Source organism: Pantoea sp. USHLN298 (assembly GCF_037149395.1).
GTDB classification, from domain to species: domain Bacteria; phylum Pseudomonadota; class Gammaproteobacteria; order Enterobacterales; family Enterobacteriaceae; genus Pantoea; species Pantoea astica.
In genome coordinates this window covers 701,271-724,942 of the sequence record NZ_JBBCRO010000001.1, presented here as the reverse complement: position 1 = coordinate 724,942, position 23,672 = coordinate 701,271, and the positions used below count along the sequence as shown (strand labels likewise).

Sequence of the window (23,672 nt, the reverse complement as noted above, 5' to 3'; positions counted from 1 at the left end):
CATCTTCAGCTTATCAGTGGCTGTTTTCGTCGCCGCAATCTGCCCCTGTGTCCTGGCGATGTCCACCGCCTTAACGTCAGGTGTACTTAAGTTTTTGCAGGTTTCTTTTTTGGCCTAAAGCAACAATTTCACAATCAGGTTCGTCATAACGCCCCAATGCAAAAAAAACAACACCATTATTTATCCAGATATTACTCATCCATTCTGTTATCTGCCTCGGTATGGAAGCAGTCATATTTACATTAGTTGATTGGATGGTTGAAAAAAACACCTTCTCGCCGCTATTAATTAAGCTTTCAATTACTCCCAAGCTATTTGATTTAACAGAACCTAAGCCGGAAAGAATCAACCCTTCACTTCCCTTAACTATCACATCTTTTTTTTCCTCAACCCCATTAACTTTAACACCTCTAACATTAAGTAAACCCCAGGTTTTTCTGTGGTTAACAATTGCGCTATCAGGTTGCTCCGCTGATAAAACGACAAATGTGTATATATCTTCATCGCTAACACCTGCAGAATAACTCTCTACCATTTTTTTCAATAAACCCTCACCAAATTTTTTTAGTGGCGCATTGGGTAATTCCCAGCTCACTGCAGAGATACCCTTGCCGCTTATTGAAAATAAGTTAAAATCTGTAATCTCATTTTTTTCATTTATATCTTCAGCATATCTAATAACAACATCAGTAGTCATAGTGGTTACCTGCAGGATCGTTAAAATGTTTGCCTCGATTTTGAGGATCATCGACTCCAAAGAAATGGCCTCCGGCATCATCTCTTATATAAACTTTTTGCGTACCTCCTCCCGGTTTTTGAACTATAAATTCATATATATAACCTGGTTGAGGATTACCACGCTTGTCTATATTAGGGGATACCTTATTGGGGCTCTGACTCACTGGTATACCAGACTGTCTCTTCGCCTCATTAAAAGCACCTGAGCGACCAGCCCCTTCAGGAGAAAGATTTGCAGGCTTGTCCCCTTCAGCCAGATAAGCCAGATCATCCTTATTCTGTTCAGAAATCGGTGTAACCGTGGTATTGCCTCCCGTATCCGGCATACCATCCGTATTTCCGGTATTTCTGGATCCCTGCTCACCAGACTGATCCGGCGTAACCAGCGACGTTCCCTTATTCTCATCCTGCGCCGGATTGACCAGCTTACCACCTGTCAAATCATCATTAACCGGTACGGTTTCGGTTTTGCTGCCTGCTCCGTTAGTGTGCTGCTGTGCCGTAACCACAGCCATTATCACACAGCTGGTATTCGCCAGGCAGGTTGCGTCCAGCGCTGCTTTTACCTTTTTGGTCAGCGCCAGTGCCGCCTGTTCATTTGCGCCGCCCTGGCCCGCTTCGGCCACTGTCGCCGCATCCAGCAACGATTTAGCCTGCATCATCTGCAGCATGCCCATGCTGACCATATTGTTGCTGATTTCGTTCTGGCCCGCCTGCGCTCCGGCTACTGCGTCCGCCGTAGTCTCTCCAGCCAGCCCGCCTGCCAGACCTGCCGCAACCGTTCCCAGCGCGACCAGCGTCTGCTTCTGCTGTTCGCTAAGCTGACTGACCGGAACGTCACCATAAAGTGCATTTTTGATGGCTTCACCTATCGCGGCGGTGGTAGCCGCGCCCGCCGCACCTGCTGCCGCTGAACTACCCTGTGCGGCAGCTATAACTCCGGCCACCGCAGCATGTGCCATTATACGACTGGCCTCATCCGGCGCTTTCTGCTTAATCAGTTCTGCAAGGTAAGGGGCCGAACCGCCAGCCAGTGCGGCTTTCAAATCGCCCCCCGCCAGGCCCTGCACCGCCGCCGTCGCCGCCTGGATACCCTGCTGCACCGGCCCGCCGGTTCCCATTCCGCCGGCCAGCATCTCCCGGTTGTACAGCGTCTGATAGACCTGTCCGGTGATGTCGGCCACGGTCGGCTCCTGACCCGGGTTCGCTTTCCGCCACTGCGCCTCGGCGTCCTTCTTCTGGTCCGGTGAAATGTTCTTCATCTTCTCCGTGGCCGCTCTGGTAGCCGCTATCTCACCCTGCGTCCGCGCAATGTCCCCCGCCTGGCTGCCGATTTCCCCTATCAGCTGCGCCGCCTTCAGCCGGTTCTGCTCCTTCTCTTTATCAAAGATAACTCCCAGCCGGGTGGCTGGGATTAATTTTTCGGATTATCTTTTATTTAGATCTTATTCCCAAACGGAACATTTCTGTTGGAAATAAAGGTTGCAGTATGATTTCATTATTAAAAATAAATAATCTCGGTGATAAGGCTGTAACATCATAAATATTTTCAGCAATCAAACTCAAGTTTGACCTGAAAATAGGAATGCTGGCATCATCTACAAGAACGAATACATCCGCATTTTTCATGCAATCTATATTCAATAAATCATCAATATTTTCATAATCAGAATATTCAATTTCCGGCCAAGAAACACCCCCACTTACAAAAGGATATTTATTTAAAATATCAATAGCTTCTTTCTTTTCTTGGCCTTCAACAATTCCGAAATCAGCTCTAAGCGCTTCTTGACACTCTTCAAATAAAGTCATGTTCTCTACCTGTTTAGCTGCTTCAATATCGTTTCAAAAGCTTTTTCGTTACCCTCAAATGGTATGACCTGCTTAACCGCTTTTCCTGGCCCCTTACCTTGAGAATAATCCCATATATTGATATGAGTGCCTTTGTCTGGATCATAATCAACACGCCAACCAACTTTACCGTCGCTGGATTGCCGCCCAATAACTTTCCCATTTCCAGCACTTACTTCCAGCCGTCCAATCACAGGTTTAGAATCAGCACCTAAATTACCGACAATATCCAATGCTTTATTTCGGGCGCTTTCCCAATTTTTCTCAGGGGAAAGTATTTGTTCAATTCGATTTCCTGGTTGTGTACCAGGTTTAATTTTCCCGATTCCAGCAGCGATCCCTGCCGCACTGGTTCCTACCACCTGAGCCAGAGAGTTTATCACGAGCTGCTTCGCTTCAGGTGAGTCACCGGACATCAGCGCATTATGAATCGCCGCATTTCTGTCCGCCTCAAGCTGGATCGTCGTTACCTGAAGGATTGAAAGCTCGCTCTGTTCTGCCGAACTCAGACCGCCATCAGCACGGGCTTTTTCCAGCAACTCACTGGTACGGTTAGCATAATCAGTCTGTAACCTGCTAACTTCATTCGCTTTATCAACACAGTCCTGAGCGCCTGTACACTCCACCACACGCTTTTGTTGTGCCGCTGAGATCTGCTTGTACTTCTCGGTGACTGCTCCTTCACAGGATTTGCTGCCCTGACACTGCGACATTTCATGAACGCGAGACTGGTTTTCCTGCACACTCAGCGCATTATTCTCAACCGCATTTTTACCCGCCTGCGCGCCCGCCACAACATCCGCCGTGCTGTCACCCGCTACGCCGCCCGCAAGACCCGCAGCTAACGTCCCCAGCGCACTTATCGTCTGCCGCTGCTCCTCAGACAGGTCTTTACGTTTAACGCCCGGATACAGCTGCTGCGCGATGTACTCGCCCATCGCCGCGCCCGATGCGCCCGCCAGCGCCGCATTGCCCGCTGCATATGAGGTTACCGCACCCAGCACTGCGTGCGCCATCAGGTTCGCCTGGACATTAACCTTACCGTTCGAGTCCGTGGTCCGCTTATGTATTTCCTCCGCCAGGTACGGTGCCGACGCACCGCTTACCGCCTGCGCCAGGTTCCCGCCCGACAGGCCCTGCACTGCCGCCGTCACCGCGCTGATGCCCTGCTGCAGCGACGAACCCGTGCCGAACGGCTTCATCGCCGTGTCGTAGGCCTGCTTCGCCACATCCGCATCCGTGAACGGCTTGCCGGACGCGGCGAGTTGTTCTCTGGCCGCCTTCAGCGCCGCCGGGTCCTGCTGCGCCTTCAGGCCCGCTATCTCACCCTGCGTCCGCGCAATATCCCCCGCCTGGCTGCCGATTTCCGCTATCAGCTGCGCCGTCTCCATCCGCCGCTGCTCTTTCTCCTTATCGAAGATTTTATCCAGCCCCGGATTCGCACCAGCCACGTCGCGGCTCAGCGCTGCAACATCCTGCGCCTGTTTTTCCTTATCACGGATAACGATAGTGCCGTCGCTCACCGCCGACTTCGTCACCGAGTCCGCGCTGCCGCTGTCGTTCAGCCCCGCCAGCAGCCCGTTCGCCATGTTGCCGGCAAACTGTCCGCCGGTGCTGATGCCCGCGCTCTGGTGCTCTGTTTTGTAATCCGCGTGGTTCGCGATGTCACCGAAGCCCAGCGTGCCGGTGTCGAGCCGGTTTTTATCCGCCGTCGCCGTACTCGCGATGACCGCACCGTTCAGCTGGGTGTGCTCACCCACGGTCACGTCAAAGCCGCCCTTCCCGGCAAAGATGCCGGTCTGTTCCGCCACGCTCTGCCAGTTGCTGTGCATCTTATCCCGGCTCAGGTTGACGCTTGCGGAGCCGGTCATCGAGCCGAAGGTGACGCTGCCGCCCGCGCTGGCGCTCTGCTGCTGACTGTCGTAGCGGTCGCTGTCCTGCTCTGAGGTCAGCGTCAGGTTGCGTCCGCTCTCCACCGTCACGCGTTCGCCGCGCGCCTGCGCGCCGGTCAGCGTGGTGTCGCGTCCGGCGTTCAGGCTGAGGTCCCTGCCCGCCTCCAGCATGGTTTCGGTGTGGGTCAGCCCGTTGCCGTTCTCTCGGCCTTTGCCCGCGTTGACGCTGGCCGACACGCTGATGCCGTAGCCGCCCGAACCCGCGCCGACGCCGACGCCGAGGCTGCCGCCTTTGCTGCTGTTTTTGCTGTCGGTGCGTTCGCTGTTCTGCGCCGACAGCAGGCTGATGTCGTTTTTCGCCGCCAGCGCCAGGTCGCCGCCCGCCGTCAGCCGGCTGCCCTGCACGAGGATGTTGCCCGCGCTGCCCGGCTGTGCGCCGGTGGCGGTAATGGCCAGGTTACCGCCCGCGCCCAGCGTACTGCCCTGCGCTTCACGGCTTTCGGTGCGGGTCTCGCTTTTCGACGACTGGCTGCCGTACGAGGCGCTGACGCCGATGGTGTTGGTTGCGCCTTCATCGTAGCCTTTGTCGCCCGGCTTCAGGCCCGCGGTGGCGTTTCTGGCGTTCGCCGCGTCGGTCTGTGCGCCGTCCATCTGAGCCGCCTGCGCCGCCTGCGTCGCGGTCAGCGCGGCTTTGGTGGCCTGCAGCGCCTTCAGCCGGTCATCACCGGTCTCGCTGGCCGTCCGGGCGGTCTGCACCGCCGTGTTCAGCGCCGCGCCGGCGGTGCCGGACAGCGCCAGCGTCAGGCCGCTCTGCTTCTGTTCTGTCTTCGTCAAGGCGGTATGGCTGTTTTCTGCCGCACTGATGTTCACGTCGCTGCCGCTCAGCGTCAGGTCTTTTCCGGCGATCAGATCGCTGCCGTGCACCTTCAGCTGATTGCCTGCGCTGAGGGTGACGCTGCCGTCGCTGCTGCCAAGGGTGCTGCCCCTGCTGAGCGTGCCGGTGCTGTCGGTGGTGCTCTTCTGCATCGCCTTACCGGCGGTAAAACCGATGCCGCCGGTACCCATCAGGCCCGATTTTTTCTCCTCGCGCTGGTGCGTTTCCTCACGGGTTTCGCTGGCGGTGGTGACGGTCAGATCGCGCCCCGCGCTCAGCCCGACGTCCCGGGTACCGGCGACGTTGCTGCCGGTGATGCCGATATCGCGGCCCGCCTCAAGCATCACGCTGTCGCCGCTCAGGGTGGTGCTGAGCGCCTGGCGATCGTGCAGCTCGTCGTGGGTTTCCAGACTGCTGCCCGACAGCAGCCCTTTGCTGCTCTGTCTGCTGTGTTCGGTCAGGTCGGTGCTGGCGTGACCGGCATTCAGCACGATATCGCGCCCGGCACTGACGCTGAGCGCGCCGCCCGCCGTGACGTCCGCTGCCGTAGCGCGGATATCCTGTCCGGCACTCAGCTGCAGCGCACCGCCGGTGGTGATGCGGGTGCCGGTATCGCTCTGCTGAGTCAGGTGACGGTAGTTATCGCTTCCCCAGCTCTCATTTTCGCTGTGCTGCGTGCTGACCGTGGAGAGCGTCAGATCGTTGCCGGCCTGAATGCGGGTGGTGCCGTTCTCTCCGGCGTTGCCGATGTCGCTGGCGGCCAGCGTGATGTTGTTCAGGGCGCTCAGCGTCAGCGCGCCGTCACTGCCCTGTACGTAAATACCGGCCGGACGATCGACCCGGCGGTCGGTGCCGTTATCGCGCAGCGTCGACTGGCTGGTGATATCCCGTCCGGCCAGCAGCGACACCTGCCTGTCACCGCTGATGATGCCGCCCAGGTTAGTGATATCCTGACGGGCGGTGAGATTCACCGTATTGCCGCTGATGTAGCCGCTGCTGGTCAGCGACTCTGCCGTCAGCTGCGTCACGTCGCGCCCGCGGATCGTGCCGCTGTTGGTGATGTCGTCACGCGCAGTCAGCGCCACGCTACCGCCCCCGAGCAACGCGCCGTCGCCGGTTAAATCTCCCTCCTTCAGCTTCGCATAGACCTGCGGCACCAGCACGGTCTGCTGCGTGCCGTCCGGCAGCGTCACCGTCTGATTAACCAGCCAGACGATATCGCTGGTCAGCAGCGCCATCTGCGCCGGGGTCAGCGCCACGCCCGGCTCCAGCTGATACGCCTGGGCGAAGGCTACCCCATTATTCATCAGCCCGCGATACTGTTCTTCGTCGCTGGCGTAGCCGCTGAGATAGCGGCTGCCGGTCAGCTGAATAATCTGATCGCGCACCAGACGCTGTTCATAGTAGCCGTCGCCCAACCGCTTCAGCATCTGGCTGCCATCGGCTGTCAGCGCGTTCTGCATGTAGTCGCTGCTCAGCCACTGCTTCTGGTTAACGAAGCGCGGATCGGTCTCCACCAGATAGTGACTGTCGCTGGAGGGCTGCAGACGATAGAGGCTGTTATCTGGCAGCCGGGTATCCGGGGAGACGGCGCGGATCACCGGCGTAACGCTTTGTCCATCGACCAGGGTTGCGGGCAGCGTCAAAGAGAATTTCTGGCCCAACGGAAGCAATAACGGACGATCTTTCAGGCTACCCAGCTTATCGAGCGTTAATGCGCTGTCGTAGCGCTGGCCCGCGGGAAGCAACGGGCTGCCTTGATCCGCCGCGCCGAGCGCGACCGTGGCAGAGTCCAACTGGCCGCTTACCGCGCCCACCGCAGCGGCCTGGGTCGTCACGGCCTGCAACTGACGGTTGCCGGTCTGATAACCGTTACCCTGTGGCGCGGCGTTCGCCTGCCAGCTCAGGGTCTGCAGATCGATGGTTTCGGTTATCGGTGCCGGACGATAGTCGCTGCGGCTTTTGCCCTGCGACGTCTTGGTTCCGCCCAGTTTCTTTTTCTTTTTCTTCGCGTACCAGCGCATCACGGTACCCTGGTCGGTGGTCACCCGCGTGCCTTGGGTCGCCAGGTTATTCAGCTCACCAATCTCGCCACCCAGCAGCGCACCGGCCACTATCTGGCTATCCTGGTTGGTCAGTAGATCCGCGCTGAAGGTCATGTTACCGCCCGACAGGATCTTGCCCGGATCGCTCTCTTTAATCTGGGTTTCTTCCACCACCCGCTGATAGGTGTATTCATAAAACTCACTGCCGCTGGTGCCATCCGGCATCTTCGCGGTGTGTACGTTATATTTATTTTTTTTGCTGTTATCCACCTGATCCCAGTCGAAGCGATCGGTATGGCCTTTCAGCACCGCGTCATGATGCTGGCTGTTTTCCGTAATGACCGTGGTGGTGACAAGATTGCGGTTGCTGTTGTTGATTTCCGCCATCGCAATCGTCGCGTCATGCCCGGCCTCAATAGTGGCACCCTCATTATTGAGCTGCCCTCCCTGTCCGGTGACCTGATTATTCGCATCCAGCTCTCCGCCAAGATGCAGATCGCCATCGCTGTAAATCAGCGCATGATCGCGGTTGTTTATCGTTTCAGCCGCCACGTCAAGCCGCTGCCGTGCCGCAATCACCGCGGCTTTGCCTGCCTCGCTAAGGTTGTTCAGCAGCGTGGCGGCAATGGCGATACGATCGCCAAAAATGCGGCCGCTACCGGCGTTATTGACCACGCGGGCCACAAGGTGGGTCAGTTCACCATCGATCAGCCCACGGTTCTCCAGCGTATCGGCGGCGGTGATGTGGGTCTGCTGCGCACTGATTTCCCCGCTGGCCTGGTTACTGACGTTCTGAGCGGTCAGGAACAGTGCCTGCTGAGCAGTGATCGCCCCGTCGTTAGTGACAGTACCGCCGAATGTCAGACGCAGCGTGCCATTCGCGCTGACCTCGCCCTGGTTGTAGAAATCGTCTGCCAGGGTGATGCCAAGATTCCCCTGCGATGCGACCTGCCCGTCGCCACTCAGAGAGGCAGCGATGATCTGCGCCTCTTTATCGGCGACCAGCGTGCCCTGGCGGTTATTCAGCGCCAGCGTCTGGCCCTGAGCGCTATCCTGAATCGTCAGGGTATCGGCTGAAGAGATCAGCCCGCTGACATTATCCAGCGCCTGCTGGATGGTCAGCGCCAGTCGGGTGTTAGCCCGCAAGGCGCCCTGACTGTTGTCCAGCGAGCTGGCCTGAACGCTCAGCTGGTCCGCTTCAATTCCTTTGCCGCTCTGCTGCGTATCGCGGTTAATCAGCAGTGGCGTCGTGATATCCAGCCCCCGATCGCTTTTTAGCAGCCCGCCACTATTATCAAGCTGTTGGGTCAGCGCCAGGCTGGCTGTTCCGATGCTCTGAAGCTGACCGGATGCGTTAATCATCTGGCCTGCCATCAGCGTCGTGGTGCCGGCTGAAAAGAGTTTACCGTTCTGGTTCTGCAGCAGGTTCTGGCCGAGGTTAAGCGTTAACTCTTTACCGCCCTGAATCTGCCCCTGCTGGTTGTCCAGACTGCCGCTGTCGATGCGGGTATTGCCCGATGCGGCAATCAGTCCCTGCTGATTTGTCAGTGCCTGACCGGCGGTATTAATCGTTACATCGCCCGCCGATTGAAGTTTGCCCGCGCTGTTATTCAGCGCCTGGCCGTTAATGCTGAGCCCGCCGTTACCCGCTATCTGCCCCTGGCTGTTATTCAGTTCAGCGCCGATCAGCGTCGCCTGATTGCCCGCGGCGATAAAGCCGGTCTGGTTGTTGATCCCGCCGCTGCGCAGCGTCAGATCGTTAAGTGCAATGATGCCGCGCTGGTTACCACTGTCGCTGTTGATCAAGGCATGACCCTGAGTATCCAGCGTCAGGTCGCTGCCCGCCTGCAATAATCCGCCCTGATTCTGCAGTTCACCGGTGGTCATCGACAGCAAATCGCGGCCGCCGGTCAGCGTACCTTCACGGTTGTTGACGTCACCGGCCTGAATCAGGCTACCCTGACTGCCGGTAATAAAGCCCCGCTGGTTATCGATCTGACCAGTGTATAACGTCAGCACTCCGCCGCTGTAGAGGCCGCCGGTGGTGCCACTGTCGCGGTTTACAAGGCTATTACCGTGGCTATTCAGTTTCAGATCGCCAGCCGACTCGATTCGGCCCGCCTGGTTATTCACTAACCCGCTATCGAGTTGCAGCGTTCCCTTCGCGCCTAACTGCCCCTGCTGATTACTGAAGGCCTGCTGACGGGTATCAACAGTAATATTTTTTCCGAGGATCACCCCGCCGTTGCTGGTGATCTGCCCGGTCGCCAGATGCAGATCGCCCCCCGCGACGATGCCCGCACGCTGACCGCTGTCGTTATTGATCAGCGCTGCGCCCTGGGTGTTAAGCGATAGTGCCTCGCCCGCCTGCAGCAGACCGCGCTGATTGTCCACGCCCGCGGTTTCCAGCGTCAGTGAACCCTCGGCGGAGAGGATGCCGTCGATATTGCTGAGCGCACCGCTATTGAGTTGCGCATTTCCAGCCGACGCCATCACACCGCTGTCGTTGTCGGTCTCGCCACTGTGCAGCGTCAGATTGCCGCCAGCAATCACGCCGCCGGAGTCGCCGCTTTGCTGATTGATCAGCGCCTTTCCGTGAGTATCCAGCAACATATCGCCGCCGGACTGCAGCCGCCCGGCACGGTTGTTCAGCGCGCCGCTCGCCAGTTGCAGCGTTCCCTTTGCACTCAGCAAACCGCCCTGCTGATTAAGCTCCTGCTGATGCGTATCAATGATGACGTTCTGGCCCTGAATAACGCCCCTGTTGCCGTTAACCTGCCCGGTCGACAGTTGCAGATCGCCGCGCGCTACGATGCCGCCACGCTCGCCACTGTCGCTATTGGTCAACAGTGCGCCCTGCGTATCCAGTGAAAGCGTCTCAGCGGACTGTAACAGACCGCGCTGGTTGTCGAGCGCGCCGCTATTCAGCACCAGCGGACCTTCTGACATCAGCGTGCCGTCGGCGTTGTTCAGCGTCCCGCTATTGATGGTCGTCGCAGACGCCGCGGCAATCATGCCGTGCTGGTTATTGGTCTCGCCACTGAACAGCGAGAGCGAACCACCGCTGAGTATGCCGCCCTGACCGCTGTCACTGTTGATCAGCGCCTGTCCGTGGGTATCAATCAACATCTCGCTGCCGGACTGGATCACGCCGGCGTGATTATTCAGCTCGCCGGTGGTGAGATTAAGACCACGTTGCGCCACCAGATTACCGCGGCTGTTATCCAGCCCGCCCAGTTGCGTATCCGCCACGATCTGATGACCGAGCAGAACGCCATCCCTGTTGTTGATGCCCTGACTGTGACTGTTCAGCTGCTGTGCGGCTTCGATGCGGCCCTGGGTATTATCTATGCCCTGCCCGATTGCCAGCGTGGCGTCACCGCCCACCGCAGCAATCCGGCCCTGCTGATTTTCCAGGCGACTACCGTTGAGATGCAGGTTCTGACCGGCCAGCAGAGACCCCTGGCTATTAGTCAGCGCCCCCTGAACGGTGACCCGCAGATCGCCCTGATCAGCCGCCAGCAGCGTACCGCCGCGGTTATCCAGCTCGCCGGAGGAGAGGCGCAGCGTGCCACCGCTCTCTATCCGTCCAGCCTGATTATCTGTGGTGCCCGCAACGGCGATCGTCATCTCGCCCGCTGCCCGCTGCGAGAGCAGGCCCTGCCGATGATTCAGCGAGTCCGCCGTCAGCGTCACCGTCTGGGCCTGGGTCTCTCCCTGAGAGAGGTCGAGCTGTCCGCCGCTCAGATTCAGCGCGCCCGCCGACAGCACGCTGCCCTGGTTGCCCGCCAGCTGGGTGGTGTTGAGCGTCAGCGCACCGTCACCTGCCAGCTGTATCGTGCCCTGCTGGTTATCGAGATAAGGCGTATCCAGCTGCAGAGAAGGCCCGTTGCCGGCGATCAGGCCGCTGCGGTTTTCAATCCGTTGCGCCTGCAGATGGGTATCGCCTTCATTGATAATGGTGCCCTGATTGTTGAGCAGTGAACCGGTCCTGAGCGTCAGCGCATCCCGGTTTTGCTGACGCAGCAGGCCGCGATTGTTACTGATGTTTTGTGCCGTGACGGCGAGATTGCCCGCTGCCAGTTTGCCATCATCGTTGGTTAACCCGGTGGCGGCCTCTACCCGCAACGTCCTGCCCGCAACCGTAGCGCGTGCGGTGGAGATATCCGCCTGGGTCGCGGTCAGGGCGATCGCGTCCGCCGCCGTCTGGCTGTCGGCCAGATCGACCCGGCTGCCCTGCGCCTGGATCTGATTGTGTGCCAGATTTTTTCCCTGCGCGATCAGTTCGCCCTGGCTGGTGAGCACCAGATTACCGGGCTGGCTCAGCGTCCCGCTGCTGTCCGCACCCGCAGCCAGGATACCGTCGTGGCTGCTTTCAATACGCTGAGCCGTCAGCGTAGCGTGGCTGCCCGCACTCACCACGCCGCTGTTGCGTAGCGTACCGCCCGCGCTCAGCGTGACCGTCTGCTGTGAAAGGATTTTTCCGCTGTTACTTTGATCGCCCTGGCTGGCTAACTCCATCGGCGCCTGGCTTTGCAGCGTACCGCTGTTTTCCAGCCGGCCATCAACAGAGAGGCGCAGCTCACCCGCACTGGCGCCCAGTTCGCCCGCGTTACGGACTCCGACGCCTTTTTCCGTACCGGTCAGGGTGATTTTATTGGCATACATCCCGCCAATGGCCGCCACGTCGAGCGCAAAGTCAGGACGGGTTGTTTCATCACCCGGTTTGACGCTGGTGACGTTTCCCTCTGCTGCTACCTGATTTTTACCGGTCACCACGTTCAGTTCGCGGGCATGAATTTTCGCGTTAACGGCCACCGACTGGGCGATGATCTGGGTGTAGTCGGCATCCGTCCCGTTAAAGCCGTTACCTTCGATATTGACCCGACCGCCGTTAACGTCAAAGCCTTTCAGCTGACCGTTTTCCATCAGCACCTGGCCGGTGGTCAGCGTATTGCGACTGGCATTGATGAAACCGCAGCCGTTACAGGTGATGCCGGAGGGATTAGCGATCACCACCGCCGCCCGCTTACCGGCCACCTCTATAAAACCATTGAGCTGGCTGGGATTGCGGCTGTTAACCTCGTTGAGGATCACGCTGGCTTCCTGCTTTGAAAGCCACGGGTTAGCCGCGACCATACCGCCGATCTGAGTCTGGGTGTTCTGATGACTGTTGTTCAGGATGGCGCCGCGCCCGTCGACATCCAGCTGGCTAAACTGGTTGCGGGATACGCCCTGGCTGTTCGGAGTCTGGATATTGATCTGCGGCAGTCCGTTAGCCGTCGCCATGACCGTTGGCTGCTGGTTAGCCGGTGCCCGGCCGTCAGCCACGATATTCGCCTGCACCGGCAGGCTGATGACGCCCGCAGCCAGCCACAGTGAGAAGCTGATCGGTGTAATACGCAACCGCGCTTCTGCACGCGTGGCGCGCTGGCGACAACGGGCCATGCGAGAGTAACCGCTGCGGGCAATATCGGGCACCACCATGAGCATGCCGCGAACCCGGTTAAAGATGATGCGATAGCAAAGTTTATTCATAATGCGCACAGTCCATTGTCAGCAATAGGGATGAATAGGGTTAATAGTTCCAGTTGACGCTGAAGCCAAAAGTGACCGGATCGGTTTTAAAGCCATCGGGTTTCGACAGTGGCGTACCGGCAAAAAAGTCATAGCTGAGACTGGCAGGCGTGATCGCACCGCGCAGTCCGACCACGCCACCCGCCAGATGACGGCCAACGGGTCCGCCCTGAGTAGCGCTGTGACCGCCCACTTCGCCGTAATCAACGCCCAGATAGAGCTCCTGGGCAGGCAGCGGCGTCTGCCAGGCCAGGGTGTTCTGCAGCGTCCAGCCGCGACTGGCGCTGAGGGTGCGTTCACCATCAAATCCACGCACCGTCCAGCGGTTGCCAATCGAAAACTCATCCTGCGGTGTCAGCGGGGTGTTACTCATCTGCCGACGATATTGGATGTTGTAACTTAAATGCTGTTTACCCAGTGTAAAGGGTGTCGTCAGCCCGGCCTGCCAGCTGAGAATTTTTGATAGCGCCGTGGCGTACGTGGAATCCTGCCAGGACTCCTCCCAGGCGGGCATGGCGCCAAACCAGCGCGTACCCCGCTGATAGCTGACACCGGCATCCAGCGTCGCCGGACCGATGTAGTGACGATGTGACAGACCGAGTCGCCAGGCGCTCGTGCGCCGCTTCTGACTTTCAATTTCGGTGTCATCGATAAAATTGCGCGACTCTCTGACCAGCACATCCGCGCTGACGGTGGTTTTGGATGACGCGTTGCGGTGTAAAACCCGGCTGGCCTGCAGATCCAGTGAGCGGCTTTTACCGGCGTAGAGGAAATCACGGCTGTAGCCCGCCACCGTCTGGTGGTAGTCGTAATCGCTGGCGGTAACGCCCAGCAGCCAGTAGCCCAGCGGTACCGAGTAGTGGCCTGACAGACTTTTGCTGCTTTTTCGCCCGGCGAAGCCGAGGTCACGACTGGCGGTGAGATAAAAAAGATCGCTGAGGGAGGTAGGGTTATCCAGCGCCAGCATCAACCCGCTCTGGTAACGTCCGGTGCTTTCGGTACCGGAATCATCCAGCCAGGCACCAAGCCGCCAGAAACGACGCTGTGTACGCTCGATCACAATGTCGCTTTCACCCGGCTTCTCACCCGGCCGCAGCGTCATATGCGCTTCGACACTGGGCAGTCGTTGCAGGTTCTCCACCCCCTGCTCGATGTCACGCAGATCCAGCAGATTGCCCGAATGCGCCGGTAGCGCAGACCACAGGTTCACATAGTGAGACGATGAAGGTGTCAGCATCACATGACGCACTTTGCCAGGCACAATCAGAAAGCGCAGTTCGCCCTGACGCAGATCCTGCTGCGGTGCCAGCACCCGTGTTGTAACCCAGCCGTGGTTAATCAGGCGGTTCTGCAGAATCGACATCAGCTGCCTGATGCCTTTTACGCCCAGGCATTGACCATTGGCCTGGCTGGCAAGGCGCTGCAACGGCACCCAGTGCGGCAGCGCTTCCTGCCCGGAAAGCGTAACCTGATGGATGACAAAACAGGGCGTTTCGTGCGGAAAAGTGAGATGTGAAGGCGACGGAACCGGTTCGGATAAGCGGATATCCGGGGCCTGAGGTTGCAGGCGTTCCTGCTGCGCTTTTTGTTGCTCCTGCTGATGCTGTAACTGCGCGTCGCCCGGCGCAGCCTGAGCCATGCCCGGGATCATTGCGCACAGCAGAATCGCGGTTGCTGAAAATCGTCCTTTATTTTCTGGCTGCATAATAGGTCCATTTATTAAATGTAACAGAATATGTCACTCCGTATATTCCGCGTACATTATGCGCCCGGGCAATAAAATCTCAAGAAAAAAAAGCAGAAAACTTACACAAAACTTACAATACTTAACAGAAGCCCTTACTGATAAAAGTACCGATAATTACCAGTAATTCCACCCGACTCGCGATGCGAGTGGGTAATTTTTCGCGGACACTCATGAACAGGCAATACCACATCCGTAGCGGGTTTCCGATAAAATGGCTCAATATTTATTTCAAAGCCTTCCACCTTTTACTTTACTCACCATCGGATCTGTAAATTTCTTTTTAACCTGATTTATCATTCTGGAACGACTGTTAACTGAATAATCAAGCAGAATTTTCGGCGCGGGTGTTAAAGCGGCTACCCTGACCCATCATCCGCCTGAAAGGCCTGCCCTCCCTTTTTGGGTAAAAAAAAGCCTCCTCACGAATGAGGAGGCCGGATAACAACAGCAGCCAGCCGCGATCGCTATCGCGTCAGGCGTGGGGGTTAGTGCAGCTTGAGCCGCGGGCGGATTACCCGATTGATACTGCCGACCAGCATCATCAGCCCGGTTTTGAAATAGCCATGCAGTGCAATCTGGTGCATACGGTAGAGCGAGATGTACACAAAGCGCGCAATGCGCCCTTCAACCATCATCGATCCGCGCATCAGGTTACCCATCAGGCTGCCGACGGTACTGAAGCGTGACAGTGAGACCAGCGAGCCGTGATCTTTATAGACGTAGGCTTTCAGGGGCTTACCCTGACGCTGCGCCAGAATATTTTCCATGGCGCGTGATGCCATCTGGTGTGCCGATTGCGCACGCGGCGGAACAAAGCCGCCACCTGGCAAGGCGCAGGAGGCGCAATCGCCAATCGCATAGATGTCTTCATCCAGCGTGGTTTGCAGCGTCTCTTTCACCACCAGCTGATTGATACGGTTGGTCTCCAGCCCGCCAATCTCTTTCAGAAAGTCAGGGGCTTTGATGCCGGCGGCCCATACCATCAGGTCAGCCTCAATAAACTCACCGTTTTTAGTATTCAGGCCGTGGCGCTCGGCGCTGGTCACCATGGTCTGCATCAACACCCGCACGCCCAGCTTGGTCAGCTCCTGATGGGCGGCCGCTGAGATGCGCGGCGGTAGCGCGGGCAGAATGCGCTCGCCCGCCTCAACCAGCGTGACGTTCAGCGCTTCGCGTCCCAGTCCTTTAAAGCCATAACTGTGCAGCTGTTTTACCGCATTGTGCAGTTCCGCCGACAGCTCGACGCCGGTTGCGCCGCCGCCGACAATTGCGATGTTTACCTTCTCCACTTTGCCTTCGCTGGCCGAGAACTTCAGGAACAGATTGAGCATTTCATTGTGAAAACGGCGCGCCTGATGCGGGTTGTCGAGGAAAATGCAGTGATCTTTGACGCCGGGGGTGCCGAAGTCATTGGACGTGCTGCCCAGCGCCATCACCAGCTGGTCATACGCCACTTCGCGTTGTGGCACCAGCACCTCGCCGTTGGCATCCAGCACTTCTGCCAGCTGGATCACTTTGCGGGTGCGATCGATATCGGTCAGCGAGCCAAGCTGAAATTCAAATCCGTGGTTGCGGGCGTGCGCCAGATAGCTTAACGCATCAATCCCTTCATCCATTGAGCCGGTAGCCACTTCATGCAGCAGCGGTTTCCACAGGTGGCTGTGGTTACGATCTACCAGAATGATTTCGGCTTTCTTTTTACGACCGAGTTTATGACCCAGCTGCGTCGCCATTTCCAGGCCGCCAGCGCCCCCTCCAACGATAACAATTTTCTTAACAGACGTAGTCAACAAGGACCCCCTCAAATTGTGAACCAAAAGTTAATCAATGGTTAAATTAAACCTTAATAAACATAGGGTTGGCGAAGTTAAAATCGCAATCTGAGGGCAGAATAGCATGGCGCAGACAGGAGAACATAAGAAAATTGATATACATCAAAGCAGGCAGATAAAACTCAGAAAATTACGCAGCGAAAACAGGCACCTCGCGGTGCCCTTTTGCTTAACCCAATGTTTTGAAAGCTTTTATTCGCTGAAGATGTGGGGAGATATTTTTGAATTTGTGCCCTTCGGACTCGTCCCAGACAATTTCATAAAAAGGATGGAGTTGATCGGCGATGCGCTGGCTGTCGAGTGCCTCATCCTGTCGCGAAAGAAAGGTCAGGCAGCGGTCACGATTGCGTTCGCGAAAATCGCTGACGCATTTGGTCGCGATATCCTGATACTCCTCCGGGCGGTCAATTTTTCCTTCCATGTTCTCAAACGGATAGAGGTTAGGATTAAAAATCGCCTGGCGGATGCCGCACAAAAACCCGATGCGCTCTGACCAGTAACCGCCCAGCCCTACGCCACAAATCAGCGGCCGATCGTCGTCGCTCAGGCTCAGCATTTTATCGGTCTCTTTCAGCAGAAACTGCATGTCATGTTTGGGATGACGGGTGCTGTAACTGATCAATCTGACGTCAGGATCGATAAACTGCAGTTGCAGCACCTTTTCGTGATTACCCGGACTGGTGGAATCAAAACCGTGCAGATAGATGATCATGATAATCCTCAAGGTAGAGATAGCGCCGGGCAGTCACTGCTACCGCGACGCTTTATAAGCCAGCCAGCGTTCCTGAAGTGAACTCAGTTGCTGCGCATTGCTTTTCCAGCGACGGCTTGCCTGCAGGCTGTCGCGGGTAAAAGTGCCTCGATGATACAACTGCGTGACCCGCTCTGCCCCGATCAAGGTCAGGTTATCTAACACACTGATAGCCCCCTGACGCTGATTGCAGACCAGAATCATGTCACAGCCGGCAGCAAGCGATTGTTGCGCACGCTCCGGATAGCTCCCCATCACGGCAGCCCCTTCCATCGACAGATCGTCGGAGAAGATGACGCCGTTAAAGCCCAGCTGCTGGCGTAACACCGTTTTGAGCCAGTAAGGCGAACCGCTGGCGGGTAGCGGATCGATGTCAGTGTAGATCACGTGCGCCGGCATAATGGCGTCCAGCGCCTGTTCTTCGATCAGCGTGCTGAAGATCGCCATATCATGCTCGCGCAGCGTGGCTTCATCGCGCGGATCGCGTGGCGTCTCTTTGTGTGAATCGGCGCTGACTGCCCCGTGGCCGGGGAAATGTTTCCCGGTGGTTTTCATGCCGGCTTCGTGCATTCCGGCAATAAAGCGGCGGGCGACCGCCAGCGCAATCGCCGGATCGGCATTAAACGACCGGTCGCCGATCGCTGCGCTGATGTGGCCGATGTCGAGCACCGGTGCGAAGCTGATGTCGATATCCATCGCGATCATCTCGGCGGCCATCTGCCATCCCGCCTGTTGCGCCAGCTCGCCTGCGGTCGTTTCATCGTGGAGCGCGGCAAACGACTGCATTGCCGGCAACTGGGTGAAGCCGTCCCGGAAACGCTGGACCCGTCCGCCCTCCTGATCCACTGCCACCACCAGCCGGGTGTGCGATGCCGCGCGGATCTGCCGCACCAACTCCGCCAGCTGCGCCGGATCGTGATAATTACGGGCAAACAGTATCAGCCCGCCAACCAGCGGATGCTGCAAAATTTCGCGCTCTTCGCCGTCCAGCTCATAGCCTTCGACGTCGAGCATCAATGGGCCGGGTAAATGTGATGTCATAACCTGAATCCTGTCGCATTGCGTCGCTGCGCAACGCCGTTAAATCTGTTCCCAGCTCTGTCGAGCCATCTGTTGCAAAGTTTCATCGCCACTTTGCTCGGCGCGCAGCTGATACCAGCTGGCCATCAATAGCCGCAGCCACGGTTGCCAGCATGCCACCTGCCGCTGAAGCGTGCTCAACGGCAGTCGTGCCGCGTCAGCGTACTCTCTCAGCCAGTCAGCCTGATGCTGCGGATCGGCCGCGCAGACCGCAGCCAGTTCCAGTGCCACATCGCCATCCGCCGCATATTCCCAGTCGATTAAACGCAGCTGCCGGGCATCCTGGATCAGATTGCCGCCGTGGACATCCATATGCAGCGGTGCCAGCCTCAGCGGTCGGGGCTCGCCCTGCCGGGTGAGGCTCTGCAGCGCGGCCAGCCAGCGGTGATGTCGCTGCTGACACGCCTGCCAGTAGTGCCACAGCAGCGGCCGCAGCAGCAGGCGATAACCGGTCAGCGGCTGCTGATGCAGCTGTCGCAGCAGTGCGACAACTGCCGGACGTTGCTGACTGAATGCCGCGCTGTCGAGCGGTTCGCCAGCCGACCATGCCAGCAGCACGCCGTGACGGTTGCCCGCGATCGGTGATGCCGCCAGGCCAGCCGGCTGCAGTTTGCTTAACAGACGAAACTCACGCTGCCGATCGACAAACGGAATAGCGGGTTGCGGTGCGGGCCGCGCGATAAAAGTCCCGCGCGGCGTGACAATTTTCTGGCTCTGGCCGGTCAGGCCGGCCAGCGGCGTGACGGTCATTGACGCGGTCTCACCGATGGCCTGCTGAATAATCCGCTGGAAAGCCGGATTAATTCTGTGCAACGCCGTTACCGGACCAGATGATCTCGCCGGTCTGCACCAGCATCAGCTGCATCTGCAGCGTCGGCGCTTTCACATCGCCCTGCGCGTTGCTGTAGAGCACATACTGGGCATTAACGTTGCGCGCCAGACCGATGGCTTTACTGCGCGAATTGAGGCTGTCATCCGGCGATAAACCCAGCGTTTGCTTGGCCTGATTCAGTTGTTCAGTGGAGACCAGCGTGAACTTGCCATTGTTGTTCAGGGCGTTCTGAATCGCGGCGGTCGCTTTCTCGCTTTGCAGCGCGCCATTAGTGCTGTTTTTAATCCGGTCCACCAGCAGAACGCTGCCCGGCTCGGCGCTGGCGGCGCTGAGCATCTGCGCCACTAATGGCTGAACGCTGGCATCCCAGTTAATGGTTTTCAGCTTCGGCGGCTGAGGAATCGGCTGCGGTTGCGGTACCGGCTCAGGTTGCGGCACCGGCTGCACCGGCTCAGTCGGCTGTGTCGGTTCGACCGGCGCTGGCTGCTGCTGTTTCACCACACAACCGGTCAGAATGAGCGCCATCAGAAGCGCTCCAGTACGATTAACACTGCGTATCACGTAAACAATCCTTAAAGATAGAGATAAAGGCGAACCTTGCTGGCGCTCAGGTTACCCAGTTGCGACATCACGACAATGCTCCCCTGTGCCGGAACGCTGACGGTTTGTGCCGGTTCCTGCGGGGTGATTTCCAGCCCCTTGTCGTCGTACCAGTAATAACGATAGTGCACAATCACCGGCGTTTCGCGTTGATTATAGAGCACGCTGGCGGCACGCTTCTGTCCATCGTGCTCATCCAGCGTCGGTTCATCGGTGATGATGCCCGCGGATAAGACAGACGACTCCATCACCAGTGACTGCGAGGTGTTGATCATCGGTTTATCACTGCTGCAGCCGGCCAGGCTGAGCAGGAACGGCAGGCCAATCAGCCAGGATCGCATAGCACGTTTCCGTTAGAGGTTCAGTTTGACAACATCGGGCCAAGCGGCTCGCCGCCCAGCAGATGCATATGGATGTGATACACCTCCTGACCACCATGTTTGTTGCAGTTCACAATCAAACGATAGCCATCCTGATCGATCCCTTCCTGACGGGCAATCTTCGCGGCAGTGGTAAACATGCGGCCCAGCGCATGTTCATGCGCCGCTTCAACCTCATTCACCGTTGGGATCAGCACATTCGGCACGATCAAAATATGGGTTGGCGCTTTTGGCGAGATATCGCGGAACGCGGTGACCAGTTCATCCTGATAAACCACATCAGCGGGGATTTCGCGGCGGATAATTTTACTAAAAATGGTTTCTTCAGCCATGGTGCAATTCCTTGAGCCTGAGTCGTAATCAAGCAGTATGCGGGAGAAATTTGTTTTCTTTCAACCTCAGGTCCACTTTTCTTACATTGTTCGCCTCTCTTTACAGCCTCGCTTCTCAGCCCCGGTTAAACCTCGCTCCGGATCGTGCATATTGATGCGCGCTACAGCACAAAAATGAAACGCCGTTTTATAAATTAGATTTTAGCCGCCCTTTTCTTTGTATGATTGCCACTTCACCCCGGACGTTTGCCAAATCACGAAGGTTAAGCCGTCGTTGCAGTTCTACTTTGCTTACCAGTCCGGGTGAAAAGCCCGGCGTCGTCATGAGGGATTTACCGACATTCACCATCAAGGAGCACTCACCATGCGCTCACGTAAGATTGGTCTTGGCCATTATCTGGCTTACGGTTCCGGGGATTTTCTGGGAGCAGGTACTACGGCGCTGACCGCCGCCTGGCTGCTCTATTTCTACACCACCTTTTGTGGGCTGACGCCGATTGAGGCGACCCTGATCTTTGCTGCTGCCCGCGTACTGGATGCCGTCGTCAGCCCGCTAATGGGCTTCCTGACCGATAACTTCGGCTCGACCTGGCTGGGCAAGCGCTTTGGCCGGCGCAAATTCTTTATCCTGTTAGGCATACCCTGCGTCTTCAGTTATAGCCTGATGTGGATCAGTGACATGAATTTCTGGTGGTATCTCTGCACCTATCTGCTGTTCGATATGGTCTACACCATGATTCTGGTGCCTTATGAAACGCTGGTTCCTGAGATGACCGACGATTTCAAACAGAAAACCCGCTTCTCGGGTGCCCGCATCGGCCTGGCCCAGCTTTCCGCTATTCTGGCGGCGTTTTTACCCGGTATCCTGCTGGGCGCGCTCGGCAAAGACAATCCGCACTCCTTTTTCTATGCCAGCCTGGTTTTCTCCATCATCTGCGCCCTGGTGCTGACGCTGGTGTGGTTCTTTACCTGGGAACGGCATCCGGATGATTTTTCTGCCGAGTCACGCCGTGCTGAGCAGGAAAAACAGCAGCTGACGCTGATTCAGAACCTCAAGCGACTGCATGTCGAACTGACCTCAACCTTACGCATTCGTATCTTCCGCCAGCACCTTGGCATGTATCTTGGCGGTTATATCGCGCAGGACGTGTTTAACGCCGTCTTTACCTGGTATGTGGTGTTTGTCCTGATGCAGAGCGCCCAGGTTGCCTCGAATCTGATGGGCACCATGGCGGTATTACAGTTTATCGCGGTGATGGGGATGATTCCGCTCTGTATCCGCATGGGGCCAGCGCCCGCCTATCGTCTGGTGGCGGTGCTGTTCGGGCTGGCGGCACTCTCATATGCCCTGCTGTGGTATGCCGGAATGAACGATAACCTCGCGCTACTGTTACTGATTTCCGCAGTAGCTGGTCTGGGACGCGGCGGCATTAACTATGTGCCGTGGAACACCTATACCTACATTGCCGATGTGGATGAGGTGATCACCGGCCAGCGTCGTGAAGGTATTTTCGCCGGTATCATGACCTTAACCCGCAAGGCGTCGCAGGCCGGGGCGGTGATGCTGGTTGGCATCGTGCTGCAGCTGTCAGGCTTTGTCTCCGGCCAGGCGACTCAGGTGCCGGGCGTCAGCCACACGATTCTGGCGATCCTCAGCCTGGGCACGGTGGCAGTCCTCACCTGCGGCTTCCTGGTATCACTGCGCTTCAAGCTGAATCTGCAGACCCACACCGTGCTGCGTGAAGAGACGCTGAAGATGCGGGAAGCGGGACGTATCGTGCCGGAAAAAATCACTCCCGAAGCGCGACAGATTGTCGAAACGCTGGCGGGCATGCCCTATGAAAATCTGTGGGGCAACAACAACATTGGCTTCCTGAATCGCATGAAGCCTGCTGCGCCAAAGTTAGCGACGCAGTCCCCTTTACTCTCATCTATAAATCCGACCTTAAAGTGACAGGAATAAACCATGACTGTATTTCCCGTTAAACACAGCGCGTTATTGTGCCAACCTGAACATCTGCTGCCACGCAGCGAACTGGTACAGCTGATTCAAAAGCTGACACAAAATCTGGTCAATATCACCGATGAAACCGGCGAGTTTCTGCTGCGGCTGGACGATGGCCGGGTGATTGATACCAAAGGCTGGGCGGGTTGGGAATGGACACACGGCATCGGCCTGTATGGCATGCTGCACTACTATCAGCAAACCGGTGACCAGCAGACGCTGGCGATCATTGATGACTGGTTTGCTGAGCGGCTGGCGGAGGGAACGCCAACCAAAAATGTGAATACCGTTTGCCCGTTTCTCACCCTGGCTTACCGCTACGAAGAGACTGGCAACGCCGCATGGCTGCCGGTGCTGGAGCGCTGGGCAGAATGGGTGATGTACGAAATGCCGCGTACCGAACAGGGCGGCCTGCAACACATCGTGTATAACAATGAAAACACCCAGCAACTGTGGGACGACACGCTGATGATGAGCGTGATGGCACTGGCAAAAATCGGCCAGTTGCTGAAACGTGACGAGTGGGTCGAAGAAGCCAGTTACCAGTTCCTGCTGCATACCCAGTACCTGATGGATCGGGAAACGGGTCTGTGGTTCCACGGCTGGAACTTTGATGGTCGCCATAATTTTGCCAACGCACGCTGGGCGCGCGGTAATAGCTGGCTGACCATCGTTATTCCTGATTTTCTGGAGATGATGAACTGGCCTGAGCATCATGCAACCCGCCGCTTCCTGCAGCAGGTGCTGGCCTCTCAGGTGAAGGCCCTGCAGGCGTGTCAGCACAGCAGCGGCCTCTGGCATACCCTGCTTGACGACCCACAGAGCTATCCGGAAGCCTCGGCCACCGCGGGTTTTGCCTATGGCATTCTGAAAGCGGTACGCAAGCGTTATCTGCCAGCGGAATACCGTGAGATGGCGGAAAAGGCGCTGCGTGGTGTGATTGCCAACATCGATGACGACGGCGAACTGAAGCAGGTATCGTTTGGTACCGCGATGGGCAGCGATCTGGACTACTATCGCAACGTGCCGCTGACCTCGATGCCCTATGGCCAGGCGATGGCGCTGCTCTGCCTGACCGAGTATCTGCGCGTTTACCTGTAAACCCTGGCCATAAAAAAAGCCCCGCTCAGCGGGGC

Annotated in this window: 14 protein-coding genes; 2 read left to right on the top strand and 12 right to left on the bottom strand. The window is 57.4% G+C overall.

Translation table 11 applies throughout. The annotated features are described in order from the left end of the window. Positions 1–76: 76 nt before the first annotated feature. From WFK59_RS03500 to hinT, 12 genes are all read right to left on the bottom strand, one after another. Positions 77–697, bottom strand: a complete 621-nt coding sequence (locus WFK59_RS03500) for a hypothetical protein (protein WP_031377911.1) — start codon at positions 695–697, stop codon at positions 77–79. Then, positions 687–1,841 carry a VENN motif pre-toxin domain-containing protein gene (locus WFK59_RS03495; protein ID WP_336755012.1) on the bottom strand — a complete coding sequence of 385 codons (1,155 nt, stop codon included), beginning with the start codon at positions 1,839–1,841 and terminating at the stop codon, positions 687–689. The genes WFK59_RS03500 and WFK59_RS03495 overlap by 11 nt, the downstream gene beginning before the upstream one ends. A 331-nt stretch (positions 1,842–2,172) precedes the next feature. Next, entirely contained in the window at positions 2,173–2,550 is a 378-nt protein-coding gene (locus WFK59_RS03490) for a CDI toxin immunity protein (RefSeq protein ID WP_336755010.1), read from the bottom strand. Positions 2,551–2,555: 5 nt separating this feature from the next. After that, complete coding sequence (locus WFK59_RS03485; protein ID WP_336755009.1) at positions 2,556–12,938, bottom strand: hemagglutinin repeat-containing protein; 10,383 nt, start codon at positions 12,936–12,938, stop codon at positions 2,556–2,558. A 40-nt stretch (positions 12,939–12,978) separates the two neighbouring features. Continuing rightward, positions 12,979–14,682: a ShlB/FhaC/HecB family hemolysin secretion/activation protein gene (locus tag WFK59_RS03480; RefSeq protein ID WP_442956292.1), complete on the bottom strand. Its 1,704-nt coding sequence runs from the start codon at positions 14,680–14,682 to the stop codon at positions 12,979–12,981. Positions 14,683–15,209: 527 nt separating this feature from the next. Then, positions 15,210–16,514 carry an NAD(P)/FAD-dependent oxidoreductase gene (locus WFK59_RS03475; protein WP_336755008.1) on the bottom strand — a complete coding sequence of 435 codons (1,305 nt, stop codon included), beginning with the start codon at positions 16,512–16,514 and terminating at the stop codon, positions 15,210–15,212. A gap of 211 nt (positions 16,515–16,725) precedes the next feature. Further along, entirely contained in the window at positions 16,726–17,268 is a 543-nt protein-coding gene (gene ycfP, locus WFK59_RS03470) for an alpha/beta hydrolase YcfP (RefSeq protein ID WP_233984616.1), read from the bottom strand. Between the two features lie 39 nt (positions 17,269–17,307). Then, positions 17,308–18,348 (bottom strand): beta-N-acetylhexosaminidase, encoded by a 1,041-nt coding sequence (nagZ, locus tag WFK59_RS03465; RefSeq protein WP_336755007.1) that lies wholly within the window; start codon positions 18,346–18,348, stop codon positions 17,308–17,310. Between the two features lie 39 nt (positions 18,349–18,387). Beyond that, a complete protein-coding gene (thiK, locus tag WFK59_RS03460) occupies positions 18,388–19,170 on the bottom strand; it encodes a thiamine kinase (RefSeq protein ID WP_442956294.1) in 783 nt (260 codons plus the stop codon). Positions 19,171–19,186: 16 nt separating this feature from the next. Next, positions 19,187–19,780, bottom strand: a complete 594-nt coding sequence (gene lpoB / locus WFK59_RS03455; protein ID WP_233984618.1) for a penicillin-binding protein activator LpoB — start codon at positions 19,778–19,780, stop codon at positions 19,187–19,189. Between the two features lie 11 nt (positions 19,781–19,791). Beyond that, positions 19,792–20,160: a YcfL family protein gene (locus WFK59_RS03450; protein WP_336755006.1), complete on the bottom strand. Its 369-nt coding sequence runs from the start codon at positions 20,158–20,160 to the stop codon at positions 19,792–19,794. A 20-nt stretch (positions 20,161–20,180) separates the two neighbouring features. After that, positions 20,181–20,531, bottom strand: a complete 351-nt coding sequence (gene hinT / locus WFK59_RS03445) for a purine nucleoside phosphoramidase (RefSeq protein WP_094120399.1) — start codon at positions 20,529–20,531, stop codon at positions 20,181–20,183. Positions 20,532–20,895: 364 nt separating this feature from the next. Between hinT and WFK59_RS03440 the strand changes: the two genes are divergently transcribed. Further along, entirely contained in the window at positions 20,896–22,485 is a 1,590-nt protein-coding gene (locus WFK59_RS03440; protein ID WP_336755005.1) for an MFS transporter, read from the top strand. Positions 22,486–22,497: 12 nt separating this feature from the next. After that, entirely contained in the window at positions 22,498–23,637 is a 1,140-nt protein-coding gene (bglB, locus tag WFK59_RS03435) for a beta-galactosidase BglB (RefSeq protein WP_233984621.1), read from the top strand. Positions 23,638–23,672: the final 35 nt, after the last annotated feature.